At 69.5% G+C, this 23,205-nt stretch carries 19 protein-coding genes; 8 read left to right on the top strand and 11 right to left on the bottom strand.

The annotated features are described in order from the left end of the window. The 6 genes from T336_RS0102845 to T336_RS0102820 all read left to right on the top strand — a co-directional run bounded on the left by T336_RS0102845 (position 1) and on the right by T336_RS0102820 (position 9,183). A complete protein-coding gene (locus T336_RS0102845) occupies positions 1-1,710 on the top strand; it encodes a sensor histidine kinase (protein ID WP_035225204.1) in 1,710 nt (569 codons plus the stop codon). Positions 1,711-1,730: 20 nt separating this feature from the next. Further along, positions 1,731-3,194, top strand: a complete 1,464-nt coding sequence (locus tag T336_RS0102840) for a sigma-54-dependent transcriptional regulator (RefSeq protein ID WP_019702697.1) — start codon at positions 1,731-1,733, stop codon at positions 3,192-3,194. Continuing rightward, positions 3,181-3,816 carry a 1,6-anhydro-N-acetylmuramyl-L-alanine amidase AmpD gene (gene ampD, locus T336_RS0102835; RefSeq protein ID WP_019702698.1) on the top strand — a complete coding sequence of 212 codons (636 nt, stop codon included), beginning with the start codon at positions 3,181-3,183 and terminating at the stop codon, positions 3,814-3,816. Before T336_RS0102840 ends, ampD begins: the two co-directional genes overlap by 14 nt. A 368-nt stretch (positions 3,817-4,184) precedes the next feature. Then, entirely contained in the window at positions 4,185-7,136 is a 2,952-nt protein-coding gene (locus T336_RS0102830; RefSeq protein ID WP_026431413.1) for a ribonucleoside-diphosphate reductase subunit alpha, read from the top strand. A 137-nt stretch (positions 7,137-7,273) separates the two neighbouring features. Next, complete coding sequence (locus T336_RS0102825; RefSeq protein ID WP_026431412.1) at positions 7,274-8,473, top strand: ribonucleotide-diphosphate reductase subunit beta; 1,200 nt, start codon at positions 7,274-7,276, stop codon at positions 8,471-8,473. Between the two features lie 188 nt (positions 8,474-8,661). Beyond that, entirely contained in the window at positions 8,662-9,183 is a 522-nt protein-coding gene (locus T336_RS0102820; protein WP_026431411.1) for a hypothetical protein, read from the top strand. Positions 9,184-9,264: 81 nt separating this feature from the next. Here T336_RS0102820 and T336_RS0102815 read toward each other — a convergent pair whose 3' ends face one another. The 7 genes from T336_RS0102815 to T336_RS0102785 all read right to left on the bottom strand — a co-directional run bounded on the left by T336_RS0102815 (position 9,265) and on the right by T336_RS0102785 (position 16,043). Continuing rightward, complete coding sequence (locus T336_RS0102815) at positions 9,265-10,161, bottom strand: carbohydrate kinase family protein (protein WP_013593266.1); 897 nt, start codon at positions 10,159-10,161, stop codon at positions 9,265-9,267. Between the two features lie 96 nt (positions 10,162-10,257). Further along, positions 10,258-11,772, bottom strand: coding sequence for a DUF3426 domain-containing protein (locus tag T336_RS0102810; protein WP_026431410.1), 1,515 nt, complete (start codon positions 11,770-11,772; stop codon positions 10,258-10,260). Between the two features lie 52 nt (positions 11,773-11,824). Further along, positions 11,825-12,706: a 50S ribosomal protein L11 methyltransferase gene (gene prmA / locus T336_RS0102805; RefSeq protein WP_019702703.1), complete on the bottom strand. Its 882-nt coding sequence runs from the start codon at positions 12,704-12,706 to the stop codon at positions 11,825-11,827. A gap of 87 nt (positions 12,707-12,793) precedes the next feature. Then, positions 12,794-14,143 carry an acetyl-CoA carboxylase biotin carboxylase subunit gene (gene accC / locus T336_RS0102800; RefSeq protein ID WP_019702704.1) on the bottom strand — a complete coding sequence of 450 codons (1,350 nt, stop codon included), beginning with the start codon at positions 14,141-14,143 and terminating at the stop codon, positions 12,794-12,796. Between the two features lie 151 nt (positions 14,144-14,294). Next, positions 14,295-14,750, bottom strand: a complete 456-nt coding sequence (accB, locus tag T336_RS0102795) for an acetyl-CoA carboxylase biotin carboxyl carrier protein (RefSeq protein WP_026431409.1) — start codon at positions 14,748-14,750, stop codon at positions 14,295-14,297. A 109-nt stretch (positions 14,751-14,859) separates the two neighbouring features. Then, a complete protein-coding gene (locus tag T336_RS0102790; RefSeq protein ID WP_026431408.1) occupies positions 14,860-15,444 on the bottom strand; it encodes a TlpA family protein disulfide reductase in 585 nt (194 codons plus the stop codon). After that, positions 15,441-16,043, bottom strand: a complete 603-nt coding sequence (locus T336_RS0102785) for a hypothetical protein (protein WP_026431407.1) — start codon at positions 16,041-16,043, stop codon at positions 15,441-15,443. The genes T336_RS0102790 and T336_RS0102785 overlap by 4 nt, the downstream gene beginning before the upstream one ends. Positions 16,044-16,231: 188 nt before the next feature. Here T336_RS0102785 and mpl point away from each other — a divergent pair, with 188 nt between their 5' ends. Next, positions 16,232-17,653, top strand: a complete 1,422-nt coding sequence (mpl, locus tag T336_RS0102780) for a UDP-N-acetylmuramate:L-alanyl-gamma-D-glutamyl-meso-diaminopimelate ligase (RefSeq protein WP_026431406.1) — start codon at positions 16,232-16,234, stop codon at positions 17,651-17,653. Here mpl and T336_RS0102775 read toward each other — a convergent pair. From T336_RS0102775 to T336_RS0102765, 3 genes are all read right to left on the bottom strand, one after another. Continuing rightward, complete coding sequence (locus T336_RS0102775; RefSeq protein ID WP_013593258.1) at positions 17,647-17,955, bottom strand: hypothetical protein; 309 nt, start codon at positions 17,953-17,955, stop codon at positions 17,647-17,649. The two genes, mpl and T336_RS0102775, sit on opposite strands and share 7 nt — an antisense overlap. A gap of 121 nt (positions 17,956-18,076) precedes the next feature. After that, positions 18,077-19,222: a 3-deoxy-7-phosphoheptulonate synthase gene (locus tag T336_RS0102770; RefSeq protein WP_019702709.1), complete on the bottom strand. Its 1,146-nt coding sequence runs from the start codon at positions 19,220-19,222 to the stop codon at positions 18,077-18,079. Between the two features lie 275 nt (positions 19,223-19,497). Further along, complete coding sequence (locus tag T336_RS0102765; RefSeq protein WP_026431405.1) at positions 19,498-20,064, bottom strand: hypothetical protein; 567 nt, start codon at positions 20,062-20,064, stop codon at positions 19,498-19,500. Between the two features lie 400 nt (positions 20,065-20,464). Between T336_RS0102765 and T336_RS0102760 the strand changes: the two genes are divergently transcribed. Beyond that, positions 20,465-21,472: a hypothetical protein gene (locus tag T336_RS0102760; protein WP_019702711.1), complete on the top strand. Its 1,008-nt coding sequence runs from the start codon at positions 20,465-20,467 to the stop codon at positions 21,470-21,472. A 137-nt stretch (positions 21,473-21,609) separates the two neighbouring features. Here T336_RS0102760 and tldD read toward each other — a convergent pair whose 3' ends face one another. Further along, positions 21,610-23,070: a metalloprotease TldD gene (gene tldD / locus T336_RS0102755; RefSeq protein ID WP_026431403.1), complete on the bottom strand. Its 1,461-nt coding sequence runs from the start codon at positions 23,068-23,070 to the stop codon at positions 21,610-21,612. Positions 23,071-23,205 lie beyond the last annotated feature (135 nt).

Genomic DNA, 23,205 nt, shown 5'->3' with positions numbered 1-23,205 from the left:
GTGTCCCAGTGGTCCCACTCCACCCTGCAGGTGCCCGTGGCGGATCCGCCGTTCGCGCGCCTGTGGACCAGCTTCCTCGCCGGCCGCGTCGTGGTGGCCGTGGCCCTGCTGCTGCTGCAGGCCCTGGGTTTCGCCTTCAACCAGGGCGCCGGCCCGGCCCTGACGGGGCTGTGCACGCTCTACCTGCTGGCGGCGGTCATGACGCTGGCCATCTCGGGCGAGAAGCCGCCCCCGCCGCAGGCCGGCATCCGCTGGCTGCCCACCATCGGGGTGGACCTGGCGCTGATCGCCAGCCTGCAGATGCTGCAGTCGGGCACGATGAACTACACGCCCCTGTTCGGCCTGCCCATCCTGATGGCGGGCGTGCTGGGCACCCTCACCCTGGCCCTGGGCACGACCGCGGCCGCCACCCTGCTGCTGCTGGCCTGGACCTGGTGGCTGGGCGGCGCGGGCACGGCCGAATCGACGCAGCGCTACTTCCAGGCGGCGCTGACAGGCACCGGCTACTTCATCGTCGCCTACCTCGTGCACCAATTGGCCACGCGCCTGCACCGCGAGCAGCAGCTGGCGCTGGAAGGCCAGCTCGCGGCGAAGCTGCAGGAGCAGGTGAGCGCACTGGTGATCGACCACCTCTCCGACGGCGTGATCGTGGTGGACGGCCGCGACACCGTCCGCCTCGCCAACCCGGCCGCGCTGCTGCTGCTCGGCGAATCGCCCCAGCCCGCCCCGCCCTTCCCGCTCACGAGTTCGCCGTCGTGGGCCCCCCTGCTCGACATGGCCCGGCAGACCTTCCTCCTGGCGCAGCCGCAGGGCGCCGACGTGGACATCCTGCAGCCGGGCCAGAGCCCGCTCGCGCTGCACGTGCGGACCTGGCTCACGGCCTCGCCCCTGATCGCGCTCGACACCGGTGGTGCGCAGATGTGCGTCATGTTCCTGCACGACCTGCGCGAGATGGAGGCGCGCCTGCGCACCGAGAAGCTGGCCGCCATGGGCCGCATGTCCGCCGCCGTGGCCCACGAGATCCGCAATCCGCTGGCCGCCATCGTGCAGGCCAACGCGCTGCTGGAGGAAGACCTGTCCGACCCGGCGCACCGGCGGCTCGCCCACATGGTGCAGCAGAACGCCGACCGGCTCGCCCGCATCGCGGAGGAGGTGCTGGACATCGCGCGCGTGCAGCACCAGATCGACCATGCCCCCGCCGGCACGCTGCCGCTGGACGACTCGGTGGCCCAGGTATGCCGGGACTGGCAGTCGCACAACCCGCACAGCCGCCGCGCCCAGCTGTCGCTGCATGCGGCGGGCACGCAGGTGGAATTCGACGCCGACCACCTGCGGCGCGTGCTGGTGAACCTGCTGGACAATGCCCTGCGCTACATGGGCGCCGAGCCGGACTCGCTGTGCATTTCCACCTATACCAATGCCGGAGGCCAGGCCCACCTGCAGGTCTGGAGCGACGGCGCGCCACTGGACAAGACCGTGGAGCGCCACCTGTTCGAGCCGTTCTTCTCGTCCGAGAGCCGCTCCAGCGGCCTGGGCCTCTACATCTGCCGCGAACTCTGCCAGCGCCATGGCGCCTCCGTCGGCTACCAGCGGCTCACGCGGGTGCTGGAGCGCGGGGCCATCGGCGGCAACGCATTCACGGTGGCCTTCCGCCGCGCCGCCAGGCCGGGCGGGCCATCGTCCACGCTGTTTGACACAATCGTCGTCTGACACTGCCTGCCCGCTCCGCCATGAATGCCCCCGCCGCCACCATCCTGGTCGTCGATGACGAGCCCGACCTGCGCACGCTCTACGAGCTCACGCTGCTGCGCGAGGGCTACCGCGTGGAAACGGCGGCGACCGTCGAGGAGGCGCGCCGGCAGCTGCAGTCCCGGCGGTTCGACGCAGTCATCACCGACATGCGCCTGCCGGACGGCTTCGGCATGGAGTTGCTGCAGGAGATCCGCCAGCAGAAGCGGCGCGAGCGCTGCGTGGTGATGACCGCCTACGGCTCCGCGGAGAACGCCGTCGAGGCGCTGCGCTCGGGCGCGTTCGACTACCTCACCAAGCCGGTGGATCTCAAGCAGTTCCGCTCCGTGGTCGCATCGGCCGTGCAGGGCACGGGCGGCGTGCCGCCGCCCCGCTCAGCGCGGCCCGGCCCGCCGGGGGCCGCCAGCCTGTCCGGTCTCGATCCGCTCGTGGGCGACTCGGAGGCCATGCGCAACGTCAAGCAGCGCATCGCCAAGGTCGCGCGCAGCATGGCCCCCGTGTTGATCCGCGGCGAATCGGGCACCGGCAAGGAGCTCGTCGCCCGCGCCCTGCACGGCTGCAGCCAGCGCGCCGACGGCCCGCTGGTGGCCGTGAACTGCGGCGCCATCCCCGAGAACCTGCTGGAGGCGGAATTCTTCGGCGCGCGCAAGGGCTCCTACACCGGCGCCAGCCAGGACCGCGACGGCTACTTCCAGGCCGCCCGCGGAGGCACGCTGTTCCTCGACGAGATCGGCGACCTGCCCCTGTCCATGCAGGCCAAGCTGCTGCGCGCCATCCAGGAGCGCAGCGTGCGCCCGCTGGGGTCCACCCAGGAAGACACCGTGGACGTGCGGATCGTCAGCGCCACCCACCGCGACCTCGCCGCCGACGTGCAGGCGGGGCGCTTCCGGCAGGATCTCTACTACCGCCTGAACGTGATCGAAGTCGTGATCCCGCCGCTGCGCGAGCGCCGCGAGGATCTTCCCGCCCTGTGCGCCGCGCTGCTCGACCGCATCGCCGCGGAGACCGGCCTGCCCGCGCCTCCGCTGACCGGCGAGGCCCTGGCGGACATCGCCCGGCACCCGCTCACCGGCAACGTGCGCGAACTGGAGAACCTGCTGCACCGCGCCGTGGCGCTGAGCGACGGCGGCGAACTGCACATCGAATGCCCGGCGGATGCCGCTGGCGGCACACCGCACGCACCGGTGGCCGCAGCCCCGGCGCCGCCCGAGGCCTCCGGCGCGCCTGCCGGCACCGCGGACCCGCTGCCCAGCGACCTGCAGGGCTGGCTCGACCAGCAGGAGCGCGAGATCCTGGTGCGCGCCCTGCGCGAGCACGGCTTCAACCGCACGGCCACCGCCGCCCGCCTGGGCATCAGCCTGCGGCAGATTCGCTACCGCATCGACCGCCTGGCCATCGCCACGCCGCAGGACGACGACGCGCCGGACGACCATGCAGCCTCGTGACCTGGTGAACGATGTGCCGGGGCCCGGCAGCGGCCCGGGCGAGGCCGGCCCGCGCTGGAACGGCGGCTGGTACCTGCCCGCCACGGCCCTGCCCTCGCCGAACTTCGGGCCCCGCCCCGCCCAGGCCGCCATCGACCTCATCGTGGTGCATTCCATCAGCCTGCCCCCGGGCGAATACGGCACTGGCGAAGTCCAGCGCCTGTTCACCAATGCGCTGGACTGGGAGGCCCACCCCTACTACGCCGGCATCCGCGGCCTGGAGGTATCGGCCCACTTCTTCATCGAGCGCGGCGGACGGCTGTGGCAGTTCGTGGACTGCGGCGACCGCGCATGGCATGCGGGCCCGTCCGCCTACCGGGGCCGGGACAACTGCAACGATGACTCGATCGGCATCGAACTGGAAGGCCTGGAAGGCGACACCTTCGAGCCCGCCCAGTACGAGGCGCTCGGAGCGCTGTGCCGGGCCATCGCGCAACGCTACCCCGTGGCCCACGTCGCGGGCCACGAGCACGTCGCCCCCGGACGCAAGCAGGACCCCGGGCCGGGGTTCGACTGGCACGAACTGCAGTCCCGACTCGGCAGCGCGCGCATCGCCTTTCCGCCGCAAGTCAAGCCCTTCTGACCGGCGAGCAAGGGTTTTCCCGAAGCGCTGGCGCGGACGAGGGCAAATCGCGACACTCGCTCCCCTTGCGCCCCACCAGCACTGGCGCCGGCCCGCACCGCGCTCCGGTCCCGCAACACGCGCCAGGCCTTGCGCCGCACGCCGGAACCACCAACCGGCGCGGCTTGCAGGACCGCTTCGCCACCCGCGTGCCAACGCATGGAAACATCGCTCGGCTACACGCATCGAATTTCAAGAGATACACTACATGTAGTGCCCAGGTAGTCATGTGACCACTACCTATAGCGTTTCGCATTACGCAATCAACAGGCGGTGTGCGCCTACACCACCGTCCTTTTTCTGCCACCCCATCCACCGAGGTTTCCTGTATGCAGCCTGCGCTGAGCCCTTCATCCGCCACGACCGCACCCGACCAGACGCCCACGGCGCAGGGCACCGAGCCCGCGGCCGGCGGCCACCCGCTCTCGCACTACCAGATCATCCGCCGCAACGGCGCGGTCGTGCCGTTCGAGCCGCAGAAGATCGCCGTGGCCATGATGAAGGCCTTCCTCGCGGTGCACGGCACCCAGGGCGCTGCCTCTGCCAGCGTGCGCGAGACGGTGGACACCCTGACCCAGTCCGTGGTGCGTGCGCTCATGCGCTCGCGTCCGGGCGGCGGCACGTTCCACATCGAGGACGTGCAGGACAACGTGGAGCTGAGCCTCATGCGCGGCGGCCACCATGAAGTCGCCCGCGCCTACGTGCTCTACCGCGAGCGCCGCACCCAGGAGCGCGCGCACCAGCAGCACGACCGCCAGCCCGCGCCCTCCACGCCGGTGCTGCACGTGATCGACAACGGCCAGCGCGTGCCGCTCGACGAAGCCCGCCTGCGCGGCCTGATCGATTCCGCCTGCGCCAACCTGGGCGCAGACGTGCATGCAGCGCCCATCGTGGCCGAGACGCTGCGCAACCTGTATGACGGCGTCCCGATGGACGAGGTGTACAAGGCCTCCATCCTGGCCGCGCGCACGCTGATTGAGAAGGACCCCGACTACACCTACGCCACCGCCCGCCTGCTGCTGCACACCATCGTGCGCGAGGTGCTGGGCCAGGACGTGGTGCCCGCCGACATGGGCCCGGCCTATGCCGCCTACTTCCCGCAGTTCATCCAGAAGGGCGTGGACAACGAGTTGCTCGACCCCCGCCTGCTGCAGTACGACCTGGTGCGCCTGGGCGCCGCGCTCGATGCCGGCCGCGACCAGCAGTTCGACTACCTGGGCCTGCAGACCCTGTACGACCGCTACTTCCTGCACGTGCGCAAGACCCGCATCGAGCTGCCCCAGTGCTTCTTCATGCGCGTGGCCATGGGCCTGGCGCTGAACGAGCCCGACCGCGAGGCCCGTGCCATCGAGTTCTACGAAGTGCTGTCGTCGTTCGACTTCATGTCGAGCACGCCCACGCTCTTCAACAGCGGCACGCTGCGCTCGCAGCTCTCGTCCTGCTACCTGACCACGGTGCCCGACGACCTCGACGGCATCTACGAATCCATCAAGGAAAACGCCCTGCTCTCCAAGTTCGCGGGCGGCCTGGGCAACGACTGGACCCGCGTGCGTGCGCTCGGCTCGCACATCAAGGGCACGAACGGCGAATCGCAGGGCGTGGTGCCGTTCCTCAAGGTGGTGAACGACACGGCCGTGGCCGTGAACCAGGGCGGCAAGCGCAAGGGCGCCGTCTGCACCTACCTGGAGACCTGGCACCTCGACATCGAGGAGTTCCTGGAGCTGCGCAAGAACACCGGCGACGACCGCCGCCGCACGCACGACATGAACACGGCCAACTGGATCCCCGACCTGTTCATGCGCCGCGTGATGGAAAAGGGCACCTGGACGCTGTTCTCGCCCTCTTCCGTGCCGGACCTGCACGACCTGTTCGGCGCCGACTTCGAAAAGGCGTACGTCGCCTACGAAGAGAAGGCCGCGCGCGGCGAGATCAAGCCCTCGCGCACCCTGCAGGCCACCGACCTGTGGCGCAAGATCCTCACGATGCTGTTCGAGACCGGCCACCCCTGGATCACGTTCAAGGACGCCTGCAACGTGCGCTCGCCCCAGCAGCATGCCGGCGTGGTGCATTCGTCCAACCTCTGCACCGAGATCACGCTCAACACCAGCGATGCCGAAACCGCCGTGTGCAACCTCGGCTCGGTGAACCTCGTGCGCCACCTCAAGGACGGCCCGAACGGCAAGGAGCTCGACCACGCCAAGCTGCGCAAGACCATCTCCACGGCCATGCGCATGCTCGACAACGTGATCGACATCAACTACTACGCGGTCGAGAAGGCACGCAACTCCAACATGCGCCACCGCCCGGTGGGCCTGGGCCTGATGGCCTTCCAGGACAGCCTGTACGAGCTGCGCATTCCCTACGCCTCGCAGGCCGCGGTGGAATTCGCCGACCGCTCGATGGAAGCGATCTGCTACTACGCCTACTGGGCCTCCACCGAGCTCGCGCAGGAGCGTGGCAAGTACTCCAGCTACCCCGGCTCGCTGTGGGACCGCGGCATCCTGCCGATCGACACGCTCGACCTGCTGGAGAAGGCCCGCGGCGGCTACGTGGAAGTGGACCGCGCCGCCACCCTCGACTGGGACGCGCTGCGCCAGAAGATCGCCCGCGACGGCATGCGCAACTCCAACTGCGTGGCCATCGCGCCCACGGCCACCATATCCAACATCGTCGGCGTGGACGCCTCGATCGAGCCGTCCTTCGGCAACCTGTCGGTCAAGTCGAACCTGTCGGGCGAGTTCACCGTCATCAACGGCTACCTCGTGCGCGACCTCAAGCGCCTGGGCCTGTGGGACGACGTGATGGTCATGGACCTCAAGCACTTCAAGGGCTCGCTGCACCCGATCGACCGCGTGCCGCAGGACGTGAAGGCGCTCTATTCCACGGCCTTCGAAGTGGCGCCCACGTGGCTGGTCGAAGCCGCATCGCGCCGCCAGAAGTGGATCGACCAGGCGCAGAGCCTGAACATCTACATGGCCGGCGCTTCCGGCAAGAAGCTCGACGAGACCTACAAGCTCGCCTGGGTGCGCGGCCTCAAGACCACGTATTACCTGCGCACGCAGAGCGCGACGCACGTCGAGATGAGCACCGTGAACACGCGCCAGCTCAACGCCGTTTCGTCGGGCAGCGATGGCGCGATGCAGGCCGCCGGCAACGGCGCCGCACGCCCCGGCGCGCTCGATGCGGCGGCCGCCGCAGCGCAATCGCAGGCCGCCGCGCTGCCCGCGACCGACGTGAAGTTCTGCGCCATCGACGACCCGACCTGCGAAGCGTGCCAGTGATGTGATGCGACGCGAGGAAGGTCCCCATGCGGGACCTTCCTCGCATGTGCTCTGAAGCAACAAAAACATCGCTGCGCCACGCTGCGGCGCTTTTATTTTTGCAGCGCTGCTTTCATAATCCGACCATTGGAAGACCTATGCTGAACTGGGACGAAGAAGTCAAGCCCTCATCGCAGAAAACTCCGGACGGCGGTCTGCAAAGCCACCGTCCCGACATGGCGCCTCCCGCGTCTTTCCAGAGCACGGCACTGCAGCCCGTGGCCGCCTTCGCGCCGCTCGCCGCGGCCGCGCCTTCCGCTGCCGCGACGCCCGTCCAGCACCGCCGCGTGAATGCCGCCGACAAGCGCATCATCAACGGCCAGACCGACGTCAACCAGCTCGTTCCCTTCAAGTACAAGTGGGCCTGGGAAAAGTACCTGGCCACCTGCGCGAACCACTGGATGCCGCAGGAGGTCAACATGACCCGCGACATCGCGCTGTGGAAGGACCCGAACGGCCTGACCGAGGACGAGCGCCGCATCGTCAAGCGCAACCTCGGCTTCTTCGTGACCGCCGATTCGCTGGCCGCCAACAACATCGTGCTGGGCACGTACCGCCACATCACCGCACCCGAGTGCCGCCAGTTCCTGCTGCGCCAGGCCTTCGAGGAAGCCATCCACACGCACGCCTACCAGTACATCGTCGAGTCGCTCGGCCTGGACGAGAGCGAGATCTTCAACGCCTACAACGAGGTCGATTCGATCCGCAACAAGGACGAGTTCCTGATCCCCTTCATCGAGGCGATCATGGACCCCGACTTCAAGACCGGCACGCCCGAGACCGACCAGACCCTGCTGAAGTCGCTCATCGTGTTCGCCTGCCTGATGGAAGGCCTGTTCTTCTACGTCGGCTTCACGCAGATCCTCGCGCTGGGCCGCCAGAACAAGATGACCGGCGCCGCCGAGCAGTACCAGTACATCCTGCGCGACGAGTCCATGCACTGCAACTTCGGCATCGACCTGATCAACCAGCTCAAGCTGGAGAACCCGCACCTCTGGACCGCGGAGTTCAAGGAAGAGATCAAGGGCCTGTTCATGAAGGCCGTCGAGCTGGAGTACCAGTACGCGGAAGACACCATGCCCCGCGGCGTGCTGGGCATGAACGCCTCGATGTTCAAGGGCTACCTGCGCTACATCGCCAACCGGCGCGCCACGCAGATCGGCCTGGAGGCGCTCTTCCCCAACGAAGAGAACCCCTTCCCCTGGATGAGCGAGATGATCGACCTGAAGAAGGAACGCAACTTCTTCGAGACGCGCGTCATCGAGTACCAGTCCGGCGGCGCACTGTCCTGGGATTAGTCGATCCCGTCATTCCAGGCCATGTATTTTCATTCCACGCCCCGCACCGGCAGCCCGCAAGGGCCCTGCCGCGCGGGGCGTTCCCGCGTTCATGGCGGTGGGTGCCCGAGAGCCTCCATCGCCATGGATCGCTCCCTGTCCAATGCAGGCATGGAGCGCTCTTTGCAAATCGACCCAAGGAGAAAATGATGGCAACTGCGAAGAAGACGACCGCCGCCAAGAAGGCAGCACCCACCGCGAAGAAAGCGGCTTCCACCAAGGCAGCGACGACCGTGAAGAAGGCCGCCGCCGCACCGGCATCGGCCAAGAAGGCCGCCGCCACGACGAAGAAGGCCGCTCCGGCGAAGAAGGCCGCAGCTCCCGCCAAGAAGGCAGCTGCACCGGCAAAGAAGGCCGCAGCCCCCGCCAAGAAGGCAGCCGCACCGGCAAAGAAGGCCGCAGCCCCCGCCAAGAAGGCAGCTGCACCGGCAAAGAAGGCCGCAGCCCCCGCCAAGAAGGCAGCTGCACCGGCAAAGAAGGCCGCAGCCTCCACCAAGAAGACAGCTGCACCCGCCAAGAAGGCCACCGGCACGACCAAGGCCGCCGCACCGAAGAAGGCTGCTCCGAAAAAGGCGGCCTCCAAGGCCTCTGCCCCTGCGCCTGCACCCGCAGCACAGACCACGCTGAACCCGCAGGCCGCATGGCCCTTCCCGACGGGCACCAAGCCCTGAGCGACGACAGCAGCCAGCCGCCCCGCCCGCGGGGCTGGATCCACCCGGTGCATGCACCGGGTTTTTTTTGCCCGCGCGGCCTCAGGCGGGCACGAAATCGAGCTGGTAATTCTGCGGGCCACGCTGCGCGATCTTCAGCGCCCCCAGGCGGTTGCCCAGCGCCGCGCAGCGTGCAAGCGGCCAGCCCTGCTCCAGGCCGAAGAGCAGCGCGCCACGCCATGCGTCGCCGCAGCCCGTGGGGTCCACCACGCTGGCCGGCTGCACCGGCGGCACGCGCGTGGCCACCCCGTCTTCCCAGACGTCGCAGCCGTCCGCGCCCAGGGTGACCACGAGGCCGCGCACCTTGCGCGAAATCTCCGCGAAGCTCCAGCCCGTGCGCTCGCACAGCATGCGACCTTCGTAGTCGTTCACGGTCACCCAGCTCGCCTGGCCGATGAAGCGCGCGAGTTCCTCGCCGCCGAACATCGGCAGGCCCTGGCCCGGGTCGAACACGAACGGGATGCCCGCGGCCTCGAACTGCGCGGCATGCTCGATCATGGCATCGCGGCCGTCCGGGGCGATGATGCCCAGGCGCAGGTCGGGCTCGGCGGTGATGCGCGAGCGGTGCGCGAGCATCATCGCGCCCGGGTGGAAGGCCGTGATCTGGTTGTTGTCGCGGTCGGTCATGATGAGCGCCTGCGCGGTATAGGTCTCGTCCACCCGGCCCACATGGCGCGTATCGATGCCGAGGTCCTGCAGGCGCTGCAGGTAGTCGCCGCCGTCGCTGCCCAGCATCGCCATGGGCACGGGGCGGCCGCCCAGCAGCTGGAGGCTGTAGGCGATGTTGCCCGCGCAGCCGCCGAAATCCCGCCTCAGCGACGGCACGAGGAACGACACGTTGAGGATGTGCAGCTGGTCGGGCAGGATCTGCTCGGCGAAGCGACCCTCGAAGGTCATGATGGTGTCAAAGGCCAGGGAACCGCAAATCAGGGCAGCCATGGAAATCCTGTCGATAGGGAGGGAAGGTCAAAGAAACGGAAACGCAAGGAAGCGCGAACACCGCGCAGCCATGCGGACGGACGCAGGGTGCAGGCCTCATGGATAGAAGGCCAGCAGCCGGTAACCCGCCACGCGAGCATTGCCGGCCGCGCCCACGTTCACCGGCCATGCGCCGCCCCACTCGCCGTGGGCGGGCAGTTCCGCGGGGGCCGAGAGATCCTGCGGCAGCAGCACGCGCCGCAGGACGGGCTGCTCCTGCGCGTCGGTGAGCGTCAGCTCCAGCGCAGGCATGGCCACGGGGAAATCCGCGCGGCTGCGGATGGTGAGCGCGAGCAGGAAACCGTCCCCGCGCGCCTTGTTGAAGGAGGAGCTGTCGATGACCACGTCGGCGATGCGCCGGGGCGGGGCGATGCGGCACTGCAGCGGAGCGCACAGCACCTGCAGCAGGGGACGCAGCGCGGGATGCTGCGCAGCCAGCCGGTCCCGCTCCTGCAGGCCGACCTGCAGCAGCAGCACCCCCAGCAGCAGCACGCCGGCCAGGCCCAGCGCGATGCGCACCGCCGGCCTGCGCCACCACGCCCTGCGCCGCGCCGCGCGCATGAATCCCGGCTCGCCGGAAGCCTGCGCGCCCTCCTCGTCCGGATCGTCATCGTCGCCGCCCTCCGCGCCCCGGCCGGGCACCGGCGCACGCGCGGAGCGCCATACCGAGGGCGGGGACCGTGGCGCCACGGCCGGCACCGCGGGCTCGGGCAGCGGCATCGCCTGGGTGGCGATGTCCACCGGGTCGGTGTCCGTATCGATGCCCTCGTGCGCCAGCTCCCGGGCGACGGCCTGCTCCGCTGCATCGTCCAGCAGTGGTTCATCCTCGTCCTGTGCAACGGGGGCGGGCTCGGAGTCGGCCTCCATGCGCCCGGGCAGGGGCATGCCACCATGCGGCGACAGCGAGTCTTGCGCGTCCAGTGCCTCATCGTCGGGCCATCCGGACTCGCGCAGCTCCGCGAAAGGCAGTTCGTAGCCGCCCGAGTCGGAATCCTGCGGCGCGGGCGAGGCGCCCGGAGGACGGGGGGGAATGGCATCGGCAGGACCGGCTTTCCCGGCGGCCTCCTCGCCAGCGGCGCTCGGCGCAGAAGGTGGCGGCACCTGGGCCGGCGCGGGATCCGGCCGCGGTGCTGCGGCAGGTGCGCGCACGCGCCATGCCATGGGCGACAGCGGCTCGAGGCTCCAGCCGGGATCCACGCCATGCGCCTCCGGAGAGGCAGCCCGTGCCGACAGGAAGGCCGGCACGGCGGCCGGCGCCGATCCGGGCACGGCATCCTGCCCCGCAGGATGCGGGGCCGGGGCCTGCTGCACCTGGGCCACCGGAACGGCCGGGACGGACACCGGAGCAGTCGCCGGCACGGCAGGCGCCGGAACAGGCGCGGGCGCGCTCCCCGGCAACGCCATGGGCGGCAACAGCTCCGCAGGCCGCGCCGGCACCGGCAGCAGATTCGCGGAGGCGTCGAACACCTCCTTGCACTGCCCGCACCGGACCCAGCCTTCGGAAATGCGCAACTGGTCCGCGACGACCTTGAAGGTCGTGCCACAGGCGGGGCAGCGGGTGATCTGGCTCATCGACTCGGAATTGTAGGGGGCGCCCTGCGCCGCCCTGCCGGGGGCCGTCGCCTCAGCGTGCAGCGGTCATCAGGATCCAGCCGTCCTCGGCATCGCTCACCTGCAGCGGGAGCCAGGGGGCATAGGCCTCGCGCAGTTCCTCGGCCTGGCGCTCCAGGATGCCAGCGAGCACCAGGTGCCCTCCCGCATCGACGTGGGCGCACAGCAGCGGCGCCAGCACCTTGAGCGGCGTCGCGAGGATGTTCGCCAGCACCGTGCCGTAGCGGCCCTGCGCGGCCTCGGGCAGGCCGGCCTTCAGGACCACGCCGTTGGCTTCGGCATTGAGCCGCGTCGATTCCACGGCGGCGGGATCGATGTCCACGGCGTCGATGTCGGTGGCGCCGAACTTGGCGGCCCCGATCGCGAGGATGCCCGAGCCGCAGCCGTAGTCCAGCACCCGGCCGAAGCCACCGCCGTGCCGGGCGATCCAGCGCAGGCACATGCGCGTGGTCGGGTGCGTTCCGGTGCCGAAGGCCAGGCCCGGATCCAGCCGGATGTGGCGCGTCGCCTGCGCGGGCAGCTCGTGCCAGGTGGGCACGATCCAGAACTCGGGCGTGATCTCCACCGGGGCGAACTGCGACTGGGTCAGGCGCACCCAGTCCTGGTCGGGCACCTCGGCCAGGCCCAGGACGCGGCAGCCGTCGAAGAAGTCCTGCACCTCCAGCAGCGCGCGTGCCTCGCCGGCCGCCTCCTGCGTGGGAAACAGCGCCACCACCCGGCTGCGCTGCCAGCCGTCGCGGGGCGGCGGCATCCCGGGCTCGCCGAAGAGCGCCTGCTCCGCCTCGGTCTGCGCATCGGCGTCCTCGACCGACACGCTCAGGGCATCCAGGGCTTCGAGGGCTTCGCCCACGGCTTCGATCCGCCCTTCGGGGCACAACAGGCTCAGCTCAAACATGGATGTCAATCTCCTGCAGAAACGACAATGCTGGCCCCCGTTTCCGGGCGGCCAGCATGCCAGTGACCGGCGTCGGGCCGGTGCCGGTCAGCGCTTGTGCGCGCCCAGCCACTCTTCGAGGTAATGGATGTTCGTGCCCCCGGCGACGAACTTGGCATCCACCATCAGCTCGCGGTGCAGCGGGATGTTGGTGTGGATACCCTCGATCACCGTCTCGGACAGGGCCGTGCGCATGCGGGCCAGGGCCTGCTCGCGCGTGTCGCCGTGCACGATGATCTTGCCGATCATGGAGTCGTAGTTGGGCGGCACGTAGTAGTTGGTGTAGGCGTGCGAATCCACGCGCACCCCCGGGCCGCCCGGCGCGTGCCACATGGTGATGCGGCCGGGCGACGGGGTGAACTTGTAGGCGTCTTCGGCGTTCACGCGGCATTCGATGGCGTGGCCGCGGATCTCGACCTGGCGCTGGGTGAAGGGCAGCTTCTCGCCCGCGGCGACCATGATCTGCGTCTTCACGATATCCACGCCCGTGATCCACTCGGTCACCGGGTGCTCGACCTGCACGCGCGTGTTCATCTCGATGAAGTAGAACTCGCCGTTCTCGTAGAGGAACTCGAACGTGCCCGCGCCGCGGTAGCCGATCTTCTTGCACGCGGCCACGCAGCGCTCGCCGATCTTCTCGATGAGCTTGCGCGGAATGCCGGGGGCCGGCGCTTCCTCGATCACCTTCTGGTGGCGGCGCTGCATGGAGCAGTCGCGCTCGCCCAGGTAGACCGCATTGCGGTGCTTGTCCGCCAGGATCTGGATCTCGATGTGGCGCGGGTTCTGGAGGAACTTCTCCATGTACACGGCCGGGTTGCCGAACGCGGCCTGCGCCTCGGCCTTGGTCATCTGCACGGCATTCACCAGGGCGGCCTCGGTGTGCACCACGCGCATGCCGCGACCGCCACCGCCGCCCGCCGCCTTGATGATGACGGGGTAGCCGACGGTGCGGGCGATGCGGCGGATCTGCACCGGATCGTCGGGCAGTTCGCCGTCCGAGCCCGGCACGCAGGGCACGCCCGCGCGGATCATGGCCTGCTTGGCAGACACCTTGTCGCCCATCGTGCGGATGGACTCGGGCGTGGGGCCGATGAACTGGAAGCCGCTCTTTTCCACGCGCTCGGCGAAGTCGGCGTTCTCGGACAGGAAACCATAGCCCGGGTGGATCGCCTCGGCGTCGGTCACCTCGGCGGCCGAGATGATCGCCGGCATGTTGAGATAGGACAGCGGCGAGGGCGCGGGGCCGATGCACACGGCCTCTTCGGCCAGCTTGACGTACTTGGCGTCGCGATCGGCCTCGGAATACACCATGACGGCCTTCACGCCCAGCTCATGGCAGGCGCGCTGGATGCGCAGGGCGATTTCGCCGCGATTGGCGACAAGGATCTTTTTAAACATAGGCTCTCTCGCGGCTCATCGCCGCACGCTGGCGCGTGCCAGGGCGCTTTGCTTCGCCTTGCCTGCGGCAAGTACGCCGCGATTGGCGACAAGGATCTTTTTGAACACGAATTTCCTGGTTCGCTGCAGGACTACGGTGGCGCAGCGAGGCTTACTCGATGACGAACAGCGGCTGCCCGTACTCCACCGCCTGGCCGTTCTCGCCGAGGATGCGCGTGACCGTGCCGGACTTGTCGGCCTCGATCTCGTTGAGGATCTTCATCGCCTCGATGATGCAGATGGTGTCGCCTTCCTTGACCTGGCTGCCCACTTCGACGAATGCCTTGGCACCGGGGCTGGAAGCGCGGTAGAACGTACCCACCATGGGCGACTTGACGATGTGGCCGGCGGGGGCGGACGGTGCCGGCAGTTCGGCGACGGGCGCCGGTGCGGCAGCGGCCGGAGCGGGCGCCACGGGGGCCGGAGCCGGTGCCGCCACGAATTGCTGGACGACCGCGCCGCCGCTCTTGACGATGCGGACCTTGCCTTCCGCCTCGGTAATCTCGAGCTCCGAAACGTTCGACTCGGACACGAGGTCAATCAAGGTCTTGAGTTTTCGCAAATCCATGGGGACTCCAACGCCTAAAACGAAATAGGGCGCGAATTTACCCCAATTTGACCCTTTCGACCCCTATCCGAGCGCAAATTCCATCATCTACGAATGGGTTGCACTGAAATCACCCCAACGCGGACCACTGGCGGAGGTCATCGGCCGTGATCTGGCCCATTTTACGGTGCATGATGGTCCCATCTGCGCCCAACAGGACGGTGAACGGAAGTCCGCCGGCCAGGTTGCCGAGGCTGCGGCCCAGGTCCGTGCCCTGCAGCCCCGCCAGCCCGATGGGAAAGTCCACCGGCACGCGGGCCAGGAACTGCCGCACCGACGAGGGCTGGTCGATCGCGAGGCCCACCACCTGCCAGCCCCTGCCCTGCTGCGTGCGGTAGAAGGTATTGAGCATGGGCAGCTCTTCCACGCAGGGCGGGCACCACGTTGCCCAGAAGTTCACCAGCAGCGGCCGGCCGCGGAAGGCCTGCATGTCCAGGGCCGGACTTCCGGGCTGGGGCGCGTCGAAGCGCATGCCCCAGAGCGCGGCCTCGGCCCCAGAGACGGTGGCATGCGGCTGGAAGCGCCACCACGCCAGGCCTGCACCGCCCGCTGCGGCCACGGCTGCAGCAGCGGCGTACAGGGCACGGCGCCGCGGCGGGCTTGCAGGGGCGGCGTCGGAGGTGGCGGCTCCGGCCGCCGGGGTGGAATCGGTCATTCGGGGGTGTCCTCGTTGTCCAGCAGCTTGCGCACGGCCCGGGTGTCGCCCCGGGGCACTCGCCCGCGCGCATCGGGGCGCAGTGCGCCGCGCAGGTCGTCCAGATCATAGACAAGCAGGTGCACGCCGACGGTCTCGCCCAGGCCGGGGGCATGGCTGGAGAGGCTGAGCGCCTCCACCGACTCGCCGTGGAAGCCGGTGACCGTGCGGGGTTCGTAATCCACATGGTGGTCGATGAGCGCGATCTCGGCGGACTTGCAGTCGTCGCAGAAGAGCTGCAGGTAGATGTCCGAGAGCCGGGTGGCCGTGCCGTACCAGACAGCCCCGCCGAGGTGCGGGCGGAACTCCGCCATGCGCTCCATCCAGACCAGGGCCAGCTCGCGCAGCGCACGCAGCTCGGCAGGCTGGGTGTCCGCGCAGAAAAGGCCGATGTACTCGCGCACGGCGTTTTCCACCAGGTCGTTGTCGGGCAGCGCGGTGCGGGCGGGCAGGCCCAGTTGCCGGACGGCCCGGCGCTTGGCCGGACCCCACTCGAGCCCCTCCTCGACGACGAAGCGGGCTGCGGCATTGGCGATCTCGGTGGCGAGGGCGTTGGACATGGCGGCGTCTCGGTCGGGAGGGAATACCCGCATTGTGGCCCGGTGGGGCGACGCCGGGGGCCCAATGCGCCCGCCTGGCGCGGGGTCTTGCCGCGGAGTCCTCTTAGCGCCAGCCAAACGCTATCGAATACATAGCATCGATACCCCACCCGCCGGAGCATGGGGGCCGAACCTTAGAATCGGCGCCCATGCATATTCACATTCTGGGCATTTGCGGAACGTTCATGGGAGGCCTGGCCGCGCTGGCGCGGGAGGCGGGCCACAAGGTCACGGGCTGCGATGCCGGGGTGTATCCGCCGATGAGCGACCAGTTGCGCGCGCTGGGCATCGAGTTGATCGAAGGCTACGGCGCCGAGCAGCTGGACCTGGCGCCCGACATGTTCGTGGTGGGCAACGTGGTGAGCCGCGCGCGGCTTCCCGACGGCAGCCCCAAGTTCCCGCTGATGGAAGCCATCCTGGACGCGGGCGCGCCGTACACGAGCGGCCCGCAGTGGCTGGCCGAGCACGTGCTGCAGGGGCGCCACGTGCTCGCGGTGGCGGGCACGCACGGCAAGACCACGACCACGTCCATGCTCGCCTGGATCCTCGAGTGCGCGGGCCTGCAGCCCGGCTTCCTGGTGGGCGGCGTTCCGCTGGATTTCGGTGTCTCCGCCCGGCTGGGCGCGGCGCAGCGGCCGGTCGCGCAGGACGGCCCTGCCGGCGGCGCGCCGCTCTTCGTGATCGAGGCCGACGAATACGACACGGCCTTCTTCGACAAGCGCAGCAAGTTCGTCCACTACCGCCCGCGCACCGCGGTGCTGAACAACCTCGAGTTCGACCACGCGGACATCTTCGACGACCTGGCCGCGATCGAGCGGCAGTTCCACCACCTCGTGCGCACGGTGCCGCCTTCGGGCCGGGTGGTGTTCAACGGGCTGGAGGAAAGCCTGGCACGGGTGCTGCACCAGGGCTGCTGGAGCGGCGTGGCCAGCTTCGGCGCGGCGGTGAGCGATTTCACGGCGCGCGGCGAGCCGCAAGCCTTCGACGTGCTGCGCGGCGGCCAGGCCGTCGGGCGCGTGGAGTGGGAGTTGAGCGGCGTGCACAACCAGCTCAACGCGCTGGCGGCGATCGCGGCCGCGGACCATGTGGGCGTGGCGCCCGCCGAGGCCGCGGCAGCGCTGGGGAGATTCCGCAACGTCAAGCGGCGCATGGAGTTGCGCGGCACGGCCGGCGGCGTCGCGGTATATGACGATTTCGCCCACCATCCCACGGCGCTGCGCACCACGCTGGACGGGCTGCGCCGCCGTGTCGGGCCGGATGCACGCATCCTTGCGGCCTTCGAGCCCCGCAGCAACACGATGAAGCTCGGCACGATGAAGTCGCAGTTGCCCTGGGCGCTGGAAGCCGCGGACCTCGCCTTCTGCCACACGGCGGGGCTGGACTGGGATGCCGCCGAGGCGCTCGCCCCGCTGGGGAGCAGGGCCTGCACGGCGGGTGACATCGCCACGCTGGTGGAGCGGATCACCGCGGCGGCACGGCCCGGCGACCACGTGGTGTGCATGAGCAACGGCAGCTTCGGCGGCATCCACGCCCGGCTGCTCGGCGCCCTGGCGGAGCGCGCCGCTCAGTAGCTGATCGCCATCGCCGGCAGGTCGACGCGCACCACCGGCCGGGCCAGCGCCGCGGACGCCGCCGCGGCGAACCGCCGCCCCCACTCCTGCGCCAGCAGGGCCGGGCCCGCGGCCTGGGCGACGACCAGCACCTTGTCGGCCGTGAGCACCTTGCCGCTGGCGCGCAGCGGCTCGCATTCCAGGCGGACGAATTCCTCGTCGAGCCAGCGGCGCGCGATCTCGTTGGCCATGGGCGCCTCGCCTTCGAGGTCGAAGCGGAATTCCTGGCCGGGCCCGAGGAGGACGGTGACTTCGCTGCGCATGGGAAAAGCCTTTGTGCCGGTAAGGGGGATGCCGAAAAGCTTACACGGCGGCCTCCCCCGTCCGCAACCGCCGCGGCCTCCCGGTAAACCCGGGGGTCGTGCAGACCGGCCGGGGGGCAGGTCAGGCCGCCAGGGCGAGGGCGGCGCGGCGGGCTTTTACGGCGTCCGACAGCTCCTGCAGCGTGCCCAGGGAATCCTCCCATCCCAGGCAGGCGTCGGTGATGCTCTTGCCGTATTCCAGCGCGCAGGCATCGTCCTTGCCCGGCGTGAACTTCTGGGCGCCGGCCACGAGGTGGCTCTCGACCATCACGCCGAAGATGCTGTGGGAGCCGCCGGCGATCTGGCCGGCGATGTCGCGTGCCACGTCGCGCTGGCGCTCGTGCTGCTTGCTGCTGTTGGCATGGCTGCAATCGACCATGAGGGTCGGCGGCAGCTTGGCGGCTTCCAGGTCCTTGCAGGCGGCGGCCACGCTGTCGGCGTCGTAGTTGGGGGTCTTGCCGCCGCGCAGGATGACGTGGCAGTCGCGGTTGCCCTGCGTGTTGACGATGGCGACCTGCCCGTTCTTGTGCACGGACAGGAAATGGTGGCCACGGCTCGCGGACTGGATGGCGTCCGTGGCGATGCGGATGTTGCCATCCGTGCCGTTCTTGAAGCCGATGGGCGCCGACAGGCCGGATGCCAGCTCGCGGTGCACCTGGCTCTCGGTGGTGCGCGCGCCGATCGCGCCCCAGCTGATGAGGTCGCCGATGTATTGCGGGGAGATCACGTCGAGGAATTCGCTGCCGGCCGGCACGCCCAGGCGGTTGATGTCGATGAGCAGCTGGCGCGCGATGCGCAGGCCCTCGTCGATGCGGTAGCTTTCGTCGAGGTAGGGATCGTTGATGAGGCCCTTCCATCCCACCGTGGTGCGAGGCTTCTCGAAATAGACGCGCATCACGATCTCCAGCGTGTCGGCGTACTGGGCGCGCACGGACTGCAGGCGGCGCGCGTATTCGAGGGCGGCGGCAGGATCGTGGATGGAGCACGGGCCGATCACGACCAGCAGGCGGTCGTCGCGGCGGGCCATGATGTCCTGGATGCGGTGCCGCGTGCGGGAGATGAGGGTCTCGATCGCGGTACCCCGGATGGGGAAGAAGCGGATCAGGTGTTCGGGAGGGGGCAGCACGGTGATGTCCTTGATACGTTCGTCGTCGGTTTCGCTGGTTTTCTCGACGTGGCGGTACCAGGCATCGCTGGAAGAGGGTGCGGATTGGACAGGGGCCGTCATGGCTGCTTCCTCGTGAGGTGGTTCGAAAAGTGGGACGGGAAAAACAAAAAACCGCCGGGCTTTTCAGCTTCGGCGGTCTTCAGGGGTAGGTGCTTTCAGGGGTGGCTGCGCGCTAACCTCTCATCCGCCAGGGACAGAGAACCAAAAGGACCAAAAGTAAAACGCGCTGCGAATCGGCATATCTGCCAATGTAGCACTCTTTTTCCCGGCGCGGCACGGCAGCGCGCCACGTTGCGCAACGGCGACACGCATCGGCGGCAGCCGCACGGCCCCGGTCAGCGCGCCGTGCCGCGCCGGCGGCCCACCCAGGCCCCGAGGCGCGACCACCAGCCGTGGGCAGGCGGGGCCATGGGGCTGCTGGCGAGCAGCTCGTGCATGTCGCTCGGGCCCACGCCGCCCTGCTGGTACAGGTCGATCGCGAGCACGGCCTCGCCCAGCGCCCTCCAGGCATCCCCCTCGAACGCGTGGAAGCGCTGCGCCTCGTTGCGGCTGCGCCGCTGCAGGGCCTCCTGCCAGGCCGCCGTGGCCCGGATCAGCTGGCGCAGCGCGCTTTCATAGGCCCCGAACTCGTACAGGGCATGCCATGCGGACCCGAGGCCCGAGAGGAACAGCTGGTGCGCGCGCGCCTCGTCCAGCAACTGGCCTGCGCACTCCAGCACGGCCTGCGGATCGACCTGCCGGGCTCGGCGGATCTGCACGGCCGCCTCGACCCGCGCCGACAGCGCCGTCACGGCCTCCCGGAACTGCTGGGAGTCCTCGTCCGCCACGCTCTCGCGCAGCCAGCGGCTGATGTCGCCGAAGGTCTGCAGGCTGCTGGACAGCGGGGCGGGGTGCGTCGCCATACGGGACCAGGCGGTGCGTCAGCGTTGCGCGGCCCGGGCGGCCACGGCCGCGCCCTCCCCGCCGCATGCACGGGGGCCAGGGGGACGCGCCGGGCGCAGGAGGCGGGAGCCGCGGGACATGGGCCCAATGTAGCAAGACTGCGGCGCCCGGGCATGCCGGAAAACGGAACGGCACCACGCCCGCGCTGCAACCCATGTACCCGGAAGACAGCTCTTCCATACGGTGCCGTCCTACCGTTGCACGGTGTATCGGGAGACGTGAATGCTTACAGGCACTTCCTAAGCTCGACAGCATCCGGGGCAAAGGCCGCGGATCACGGTGCGACACGGTGACAGCGTGGCCGCCGAGTCACCATCACCACGGTGCCCAGCGCCGTGGATACCTACCTGAGGAGCTGCCATGTCCGTCCATACCACCGCCGTCATCCACGAGGAGCGCCTCGGGGCGTCCACCGTTTCCTGGGGCGCCATCTTCGCCGGTCTCGTCCTGTCGCTGATCGTCTATCTCGTGCTCTCCGTGCTCGGCACGGCCATCGGAGCCTCCGCGATCGACCCCCTGGGCGACCGCAATCCCTTCAGCGGCTTCGGCGTGGGCGCCGGGATCTGGGCCGGCGTGACGACGCTGCTGGCCATCGCCGTCGGCGGCTTCGTGGCGGGCTATTTCGCGCGCCGCTCCGGCGCCCTGCATGGCCTGCTGGCCTGGGGCATGACGACGCTGGTGACCGTGTACCTGGTCGTCAGCGCCACGGGCACGGCCCTCAACGCAGCGGGTGGCGCAGCGAAAACCGGACTGACCACGGTGGGCGCCGTGGCCGGCGCGGGGGTTTCCGCGGCGGCTCCGGCGCTGGGCAACGTGGTCCAGCGCCAGCTCGACCAGGCCGGCATCTCGCTGGATGCGGGCAGCCTGCAGGCTGAACTCGAAAAGCTGCTGCGCCAGAGCGGCAAGCCGGAACTGCAGCCCGAAAACCTGAAGGGCGAGGCCCAGGCCGCCGCCAGCCAGGCCCAGGCCAGCGCCAGCAGCGCGGCGCAGGCCCCGCAGACCGCCGACGTGGACGCGAAGAGCTGGCTGGCCAGCGTGATGCAGCGCGGCGAGCGGGTGCTGAACGCCGCCGACAAGGAAGCACTGGTGAACATCATCGTGGCGCGCACGGGCAAGTCCCGCGCCGAGGCCGAGCAGATCGCCAGCAACTACGAGCAGACCTACAACCAGGCCCGCGCCAAGCTGGAGGAAGCCAAGCAGCAGGCCGAGCAGAAGGCCCGGGAGGCCGGTGCGGAAGCCGCGAAGAACGTGGCGCGCGGCTCCTGGGGCACCCTGGTGCTGCTGCTGATCGGCGCCCTGGTCGCCGCCGGCGCGGGCGTGCTGGGCTTCCGTCGCCAGCGCCCCGTGGGCGTGGTGGTCGCGGCCTGACGCCGCCCGGTCACCGCCCTGCCCTGCGCATTCCGCAAGGGTAGGACAGGCCATGAAAAAGCCCGGCCGGTGATGCGCTCACCGCCGGGCTGGCTTGTCTCCGGCGTGCGGCGCACGCACCGTGCCGGAGCCGTACCTCAGGCCGTTCCGCCCACGGTCAGGCCGTCGATGCGCAGCGTGGGCTGGCCCACGCCCACGGGCACGCTCTGGCCTTCCTTGCCGCAGGTGCCGACGCCGCTGTCGAGCGCCATGTCGTTGCCGATCATGCTCACGCGCTTGAGGGATTCCGGACCGCTGCCGACGATGGTGGCACCCTTGACGGGGTAGAGGATTTTGCCGTTCTCCACCCAGTAGGCTTCGCTGGCGGAGAACACGAACTTGCCGCTCGTGATGTCCACCTGGCCGCCGCCGAAGTTGGTGGCGTAGAGGCCGCGCCGGATGCTGGCCACGATCTCGGCCGGGTCCTTGTCGCCGCCCAGCATGTAGGTGTTGGTCATGCGGGGCATGGGGATGTGGGCGTAGCTTTCGCGGCGGCCGTTGCCCGTGGGGGCCACGCCCATCAGGCGGGCATTGAGCGAATCCTGGATGTAGCCCCGGAGGATGCCGTCCTCGATGAGCACGTTGCGCTGGCTGGCATGTCCTTCGTCGTCCACGTTGAGGGAGCCGCGGCGATCGGCGATGGTGCCGTCGTCCAGCACCGTGACGCCCTTGGCAGCCACGCGCTGGCCGATGCGCCCGCTGAACGCGCTGGAGCCCTTGCGATTGAAGTCGCCCTCCAGGCCGTGGCCCACGGCCTCGTGCAGCAGGATGCCGGGCCAGCCGGGGCCGAGCACCACGGTCATCTCGCCGGCAGGCGCGGGCCGGGCGTCCAGATTGACCAGTGCTGCGTTCACTGCCTCGTCCACATAGCGGCCGATCTGCTCGTCGTCGAAGTAGGCCAGGCCGAAGCGGCCTCCGCCGCCGGCGGAGCCCATCTCGCGGCGTCCGCCCTGCTCGGCGATCACCGTCAGGGACAGGCGCACCAGGGGACGCACGTCGGCCGCGAGCGTTCCGTCGGCGCGCGCCACCAGAACCACGTCGTATTCGCTCGCCAGGCCGGCCATGACCTGGGCCACGCGCGGGTCCTTGGCACGGGCGCGCTGCTCCACCTTTTCCAGCAGCGCCACCTTGGCCGTGCTGTCGAGCGTGGCGATCGGGTCGAGGTCGGGATAGAGGGAGCGGCTGGCCGCGACCTTGCGGGCGGCGACCTTCGCGCGGCCCTGCTGCGCCGCCACGGCGATGGAGCGCACCGTATGCGCCGCGTCGCGCAGCGAGGCCTCGGAGATGTCGTCAGAATAGGCGAAAGCCGTCTTCTCGCCGCTCACGGCCCGCACGCCCACGCCCTGGTCGATGCTGAAGGAGCCGGTCTTGACGATGCCCTCTTCCAGGCTCCAGCCCTCGTTGCGGGTGTACTGGAAGTAGAGGTCGGCGTCGTCCACCCGGTGGGCCCGGATGTCCGACAGCGCGCGCGCCAGGTGGGTTTCGTCCAGCCCGAAGGGTTCCAGCAGCAACTGGCGGGCGATGGACAGGCGTTCGATGGTCGGTTCGCGGGAGATCATGCGGGGATTCTAGAAGGGCCCGCCACAGCCCGTCCGCTGCAACGCCACACCCCGCATGCCGTCGTGGCCTCTCCCAACCTGCCCGGGGTGCGGCGACAGCCTGCAAGAATGCACTCTCTGTCCCTCCCCATATCG

The organism is Paracidovorax oryzae ATCC 19882 (assembly GCF_000687165.1).
Classification (GTDB): Bacteria; Pseudomonadota; Gammaproteobacteria; order Burkholderiales; family Burkholderiaceae_C; genus Paracidovorax; species Paracidovorax oryzae.
Note: the sequence above shows the minus strand (reverse complement) of the source record. Positions and strands in the feature narration are given on the sequence as shown.

Excerpts from the sequence above, each read along its gene's own strand:
- accC (WP_019702704.1), bottom strand. The coding sequence starts at position 14,143 with ATGTTTAAAAAGATCCTTGTCGCCAATCGCGGCGAAATCGCCCTGCGC.
- T336_RS0102820 (WP_026431411.1), top strand. The coding sequence starts at position 8,662 with ATGGCAACTGCGAAGAAGACGACCGCCGCCAAGAAGGCAGCACCCACC.
- T336_RS0102770 (WP_019702709.1), bottom strand. The coding sequence starts at position 19,222 with ATGACGGCCCCTGTCCAATCCGCACCCTCTTCCAGCGATGCCTGGTAC.
- T336_RS0102785 (WP_026431407.1), bottom strand. The coding sequence starts at position 16,043 with ATGTCCAACGCCCTCGCCACCGAGATCGCCAATGCCGCAGCCCGCTTC.
- ampD (WP_019702698.1), top strand. The coding sequence starts at position 3,181 with ATGCAGCCTCGTGACCTGGTGAACGATGTGCCGGGGCCCGGCAGCGGC.
- T336_RS0102825 (WP_026431412.1), top strand. The coding sequence starts at position 7,274 with ATGCTGAACTGGGACGAAGAAGTCAAGCCCTCATCGCAGAAAACTCCG.
- T336_RS0102790 (WP_026431408.1), bottom strand. The coding sequence starts at position 15,444 with ATGACCGATTCCACCCCGGCGGCCGGAGCCGCCACCTCCGACGCCGCC.
- T336_RS0102810 (WP_026431410.1), bottom strand. The coding sequence starts at position 11,772 with ATGAGCCAGATCACCCGCTGCCCCGCCTGTGGCACGACCTTCAAGGTC.
- T336_RS0102765 (WP_026431405.1), bottom strand. The coding sequence starts at position 20,064 with ATGGCGACGCACCCCGCCCCGCTGTCCAGCAGCCTGCAGACCTTCGGC.
- T336_RS0102830 (WP_026431413.1), top strand. The coding sequence starts at position 4,185 with ATGCAGCCTGCGCTGAGCCCTTCATCCGCCACGACCGCACCCGACCAG.
- T336_RS0102760 (WP_019702711.1), top strand. The coding sequence starts at position 20,465 with ATGTCCGTCCATACCACCGCCGTCATCCACGAGGAGCGCCTCGGGGCG.
- prmA (WP_019702703.1), bottom strand. The coding sequence starts at position 12,706 with ATGTTTGAGCTGAGCCTGTTGTGCCCCGAAGGGCGGATCGAAGCCGTG.
- T336_RS0102840 (WP_019702697.1), top strand. The coding sequence starts at position 1,731 with ATGAATGCCCCCGCCGCCACCATCCTGGTCGTCGATGACGAGCCCGAC.
- mpl (WP_026431406.1), top strand. The coding sequence starts at position 16,232 with ATGCATATTCACATTCTGGGCATTTGCGGAACGTTCATGGGAGGCCTG.
- T336_RS0102775 (WP_013593258.1), bottom strand. The coding sequence starts at position 17,955 with ATGCGCAGCGAAGTCACCGTCCTCCTCGGGCCCGGCCAGGAATTCCGC.
- T336_RS0102815 (WP_013593266.1), bottom strand. The coding sequence starts at position 10,161 with ATGGCTGCCCTGATTTGCGGTTCCCTGGCCTTTGACACCATCATGACC.
- accB (WP_026431409.1), bottom strand. The coding sequence starts at position 14,750 with ATGGATTTGCGAAAACTCAAGACCTTGATTGACCTCGTGTCCGAGTCG.
- tldD (WP_026431403.1), bottom strand. The coding sequence starts at position 23,070 with ATGATCTCCCGCGAACCGACCATCGAACGCCTGTCCATCGCCCGCCAG.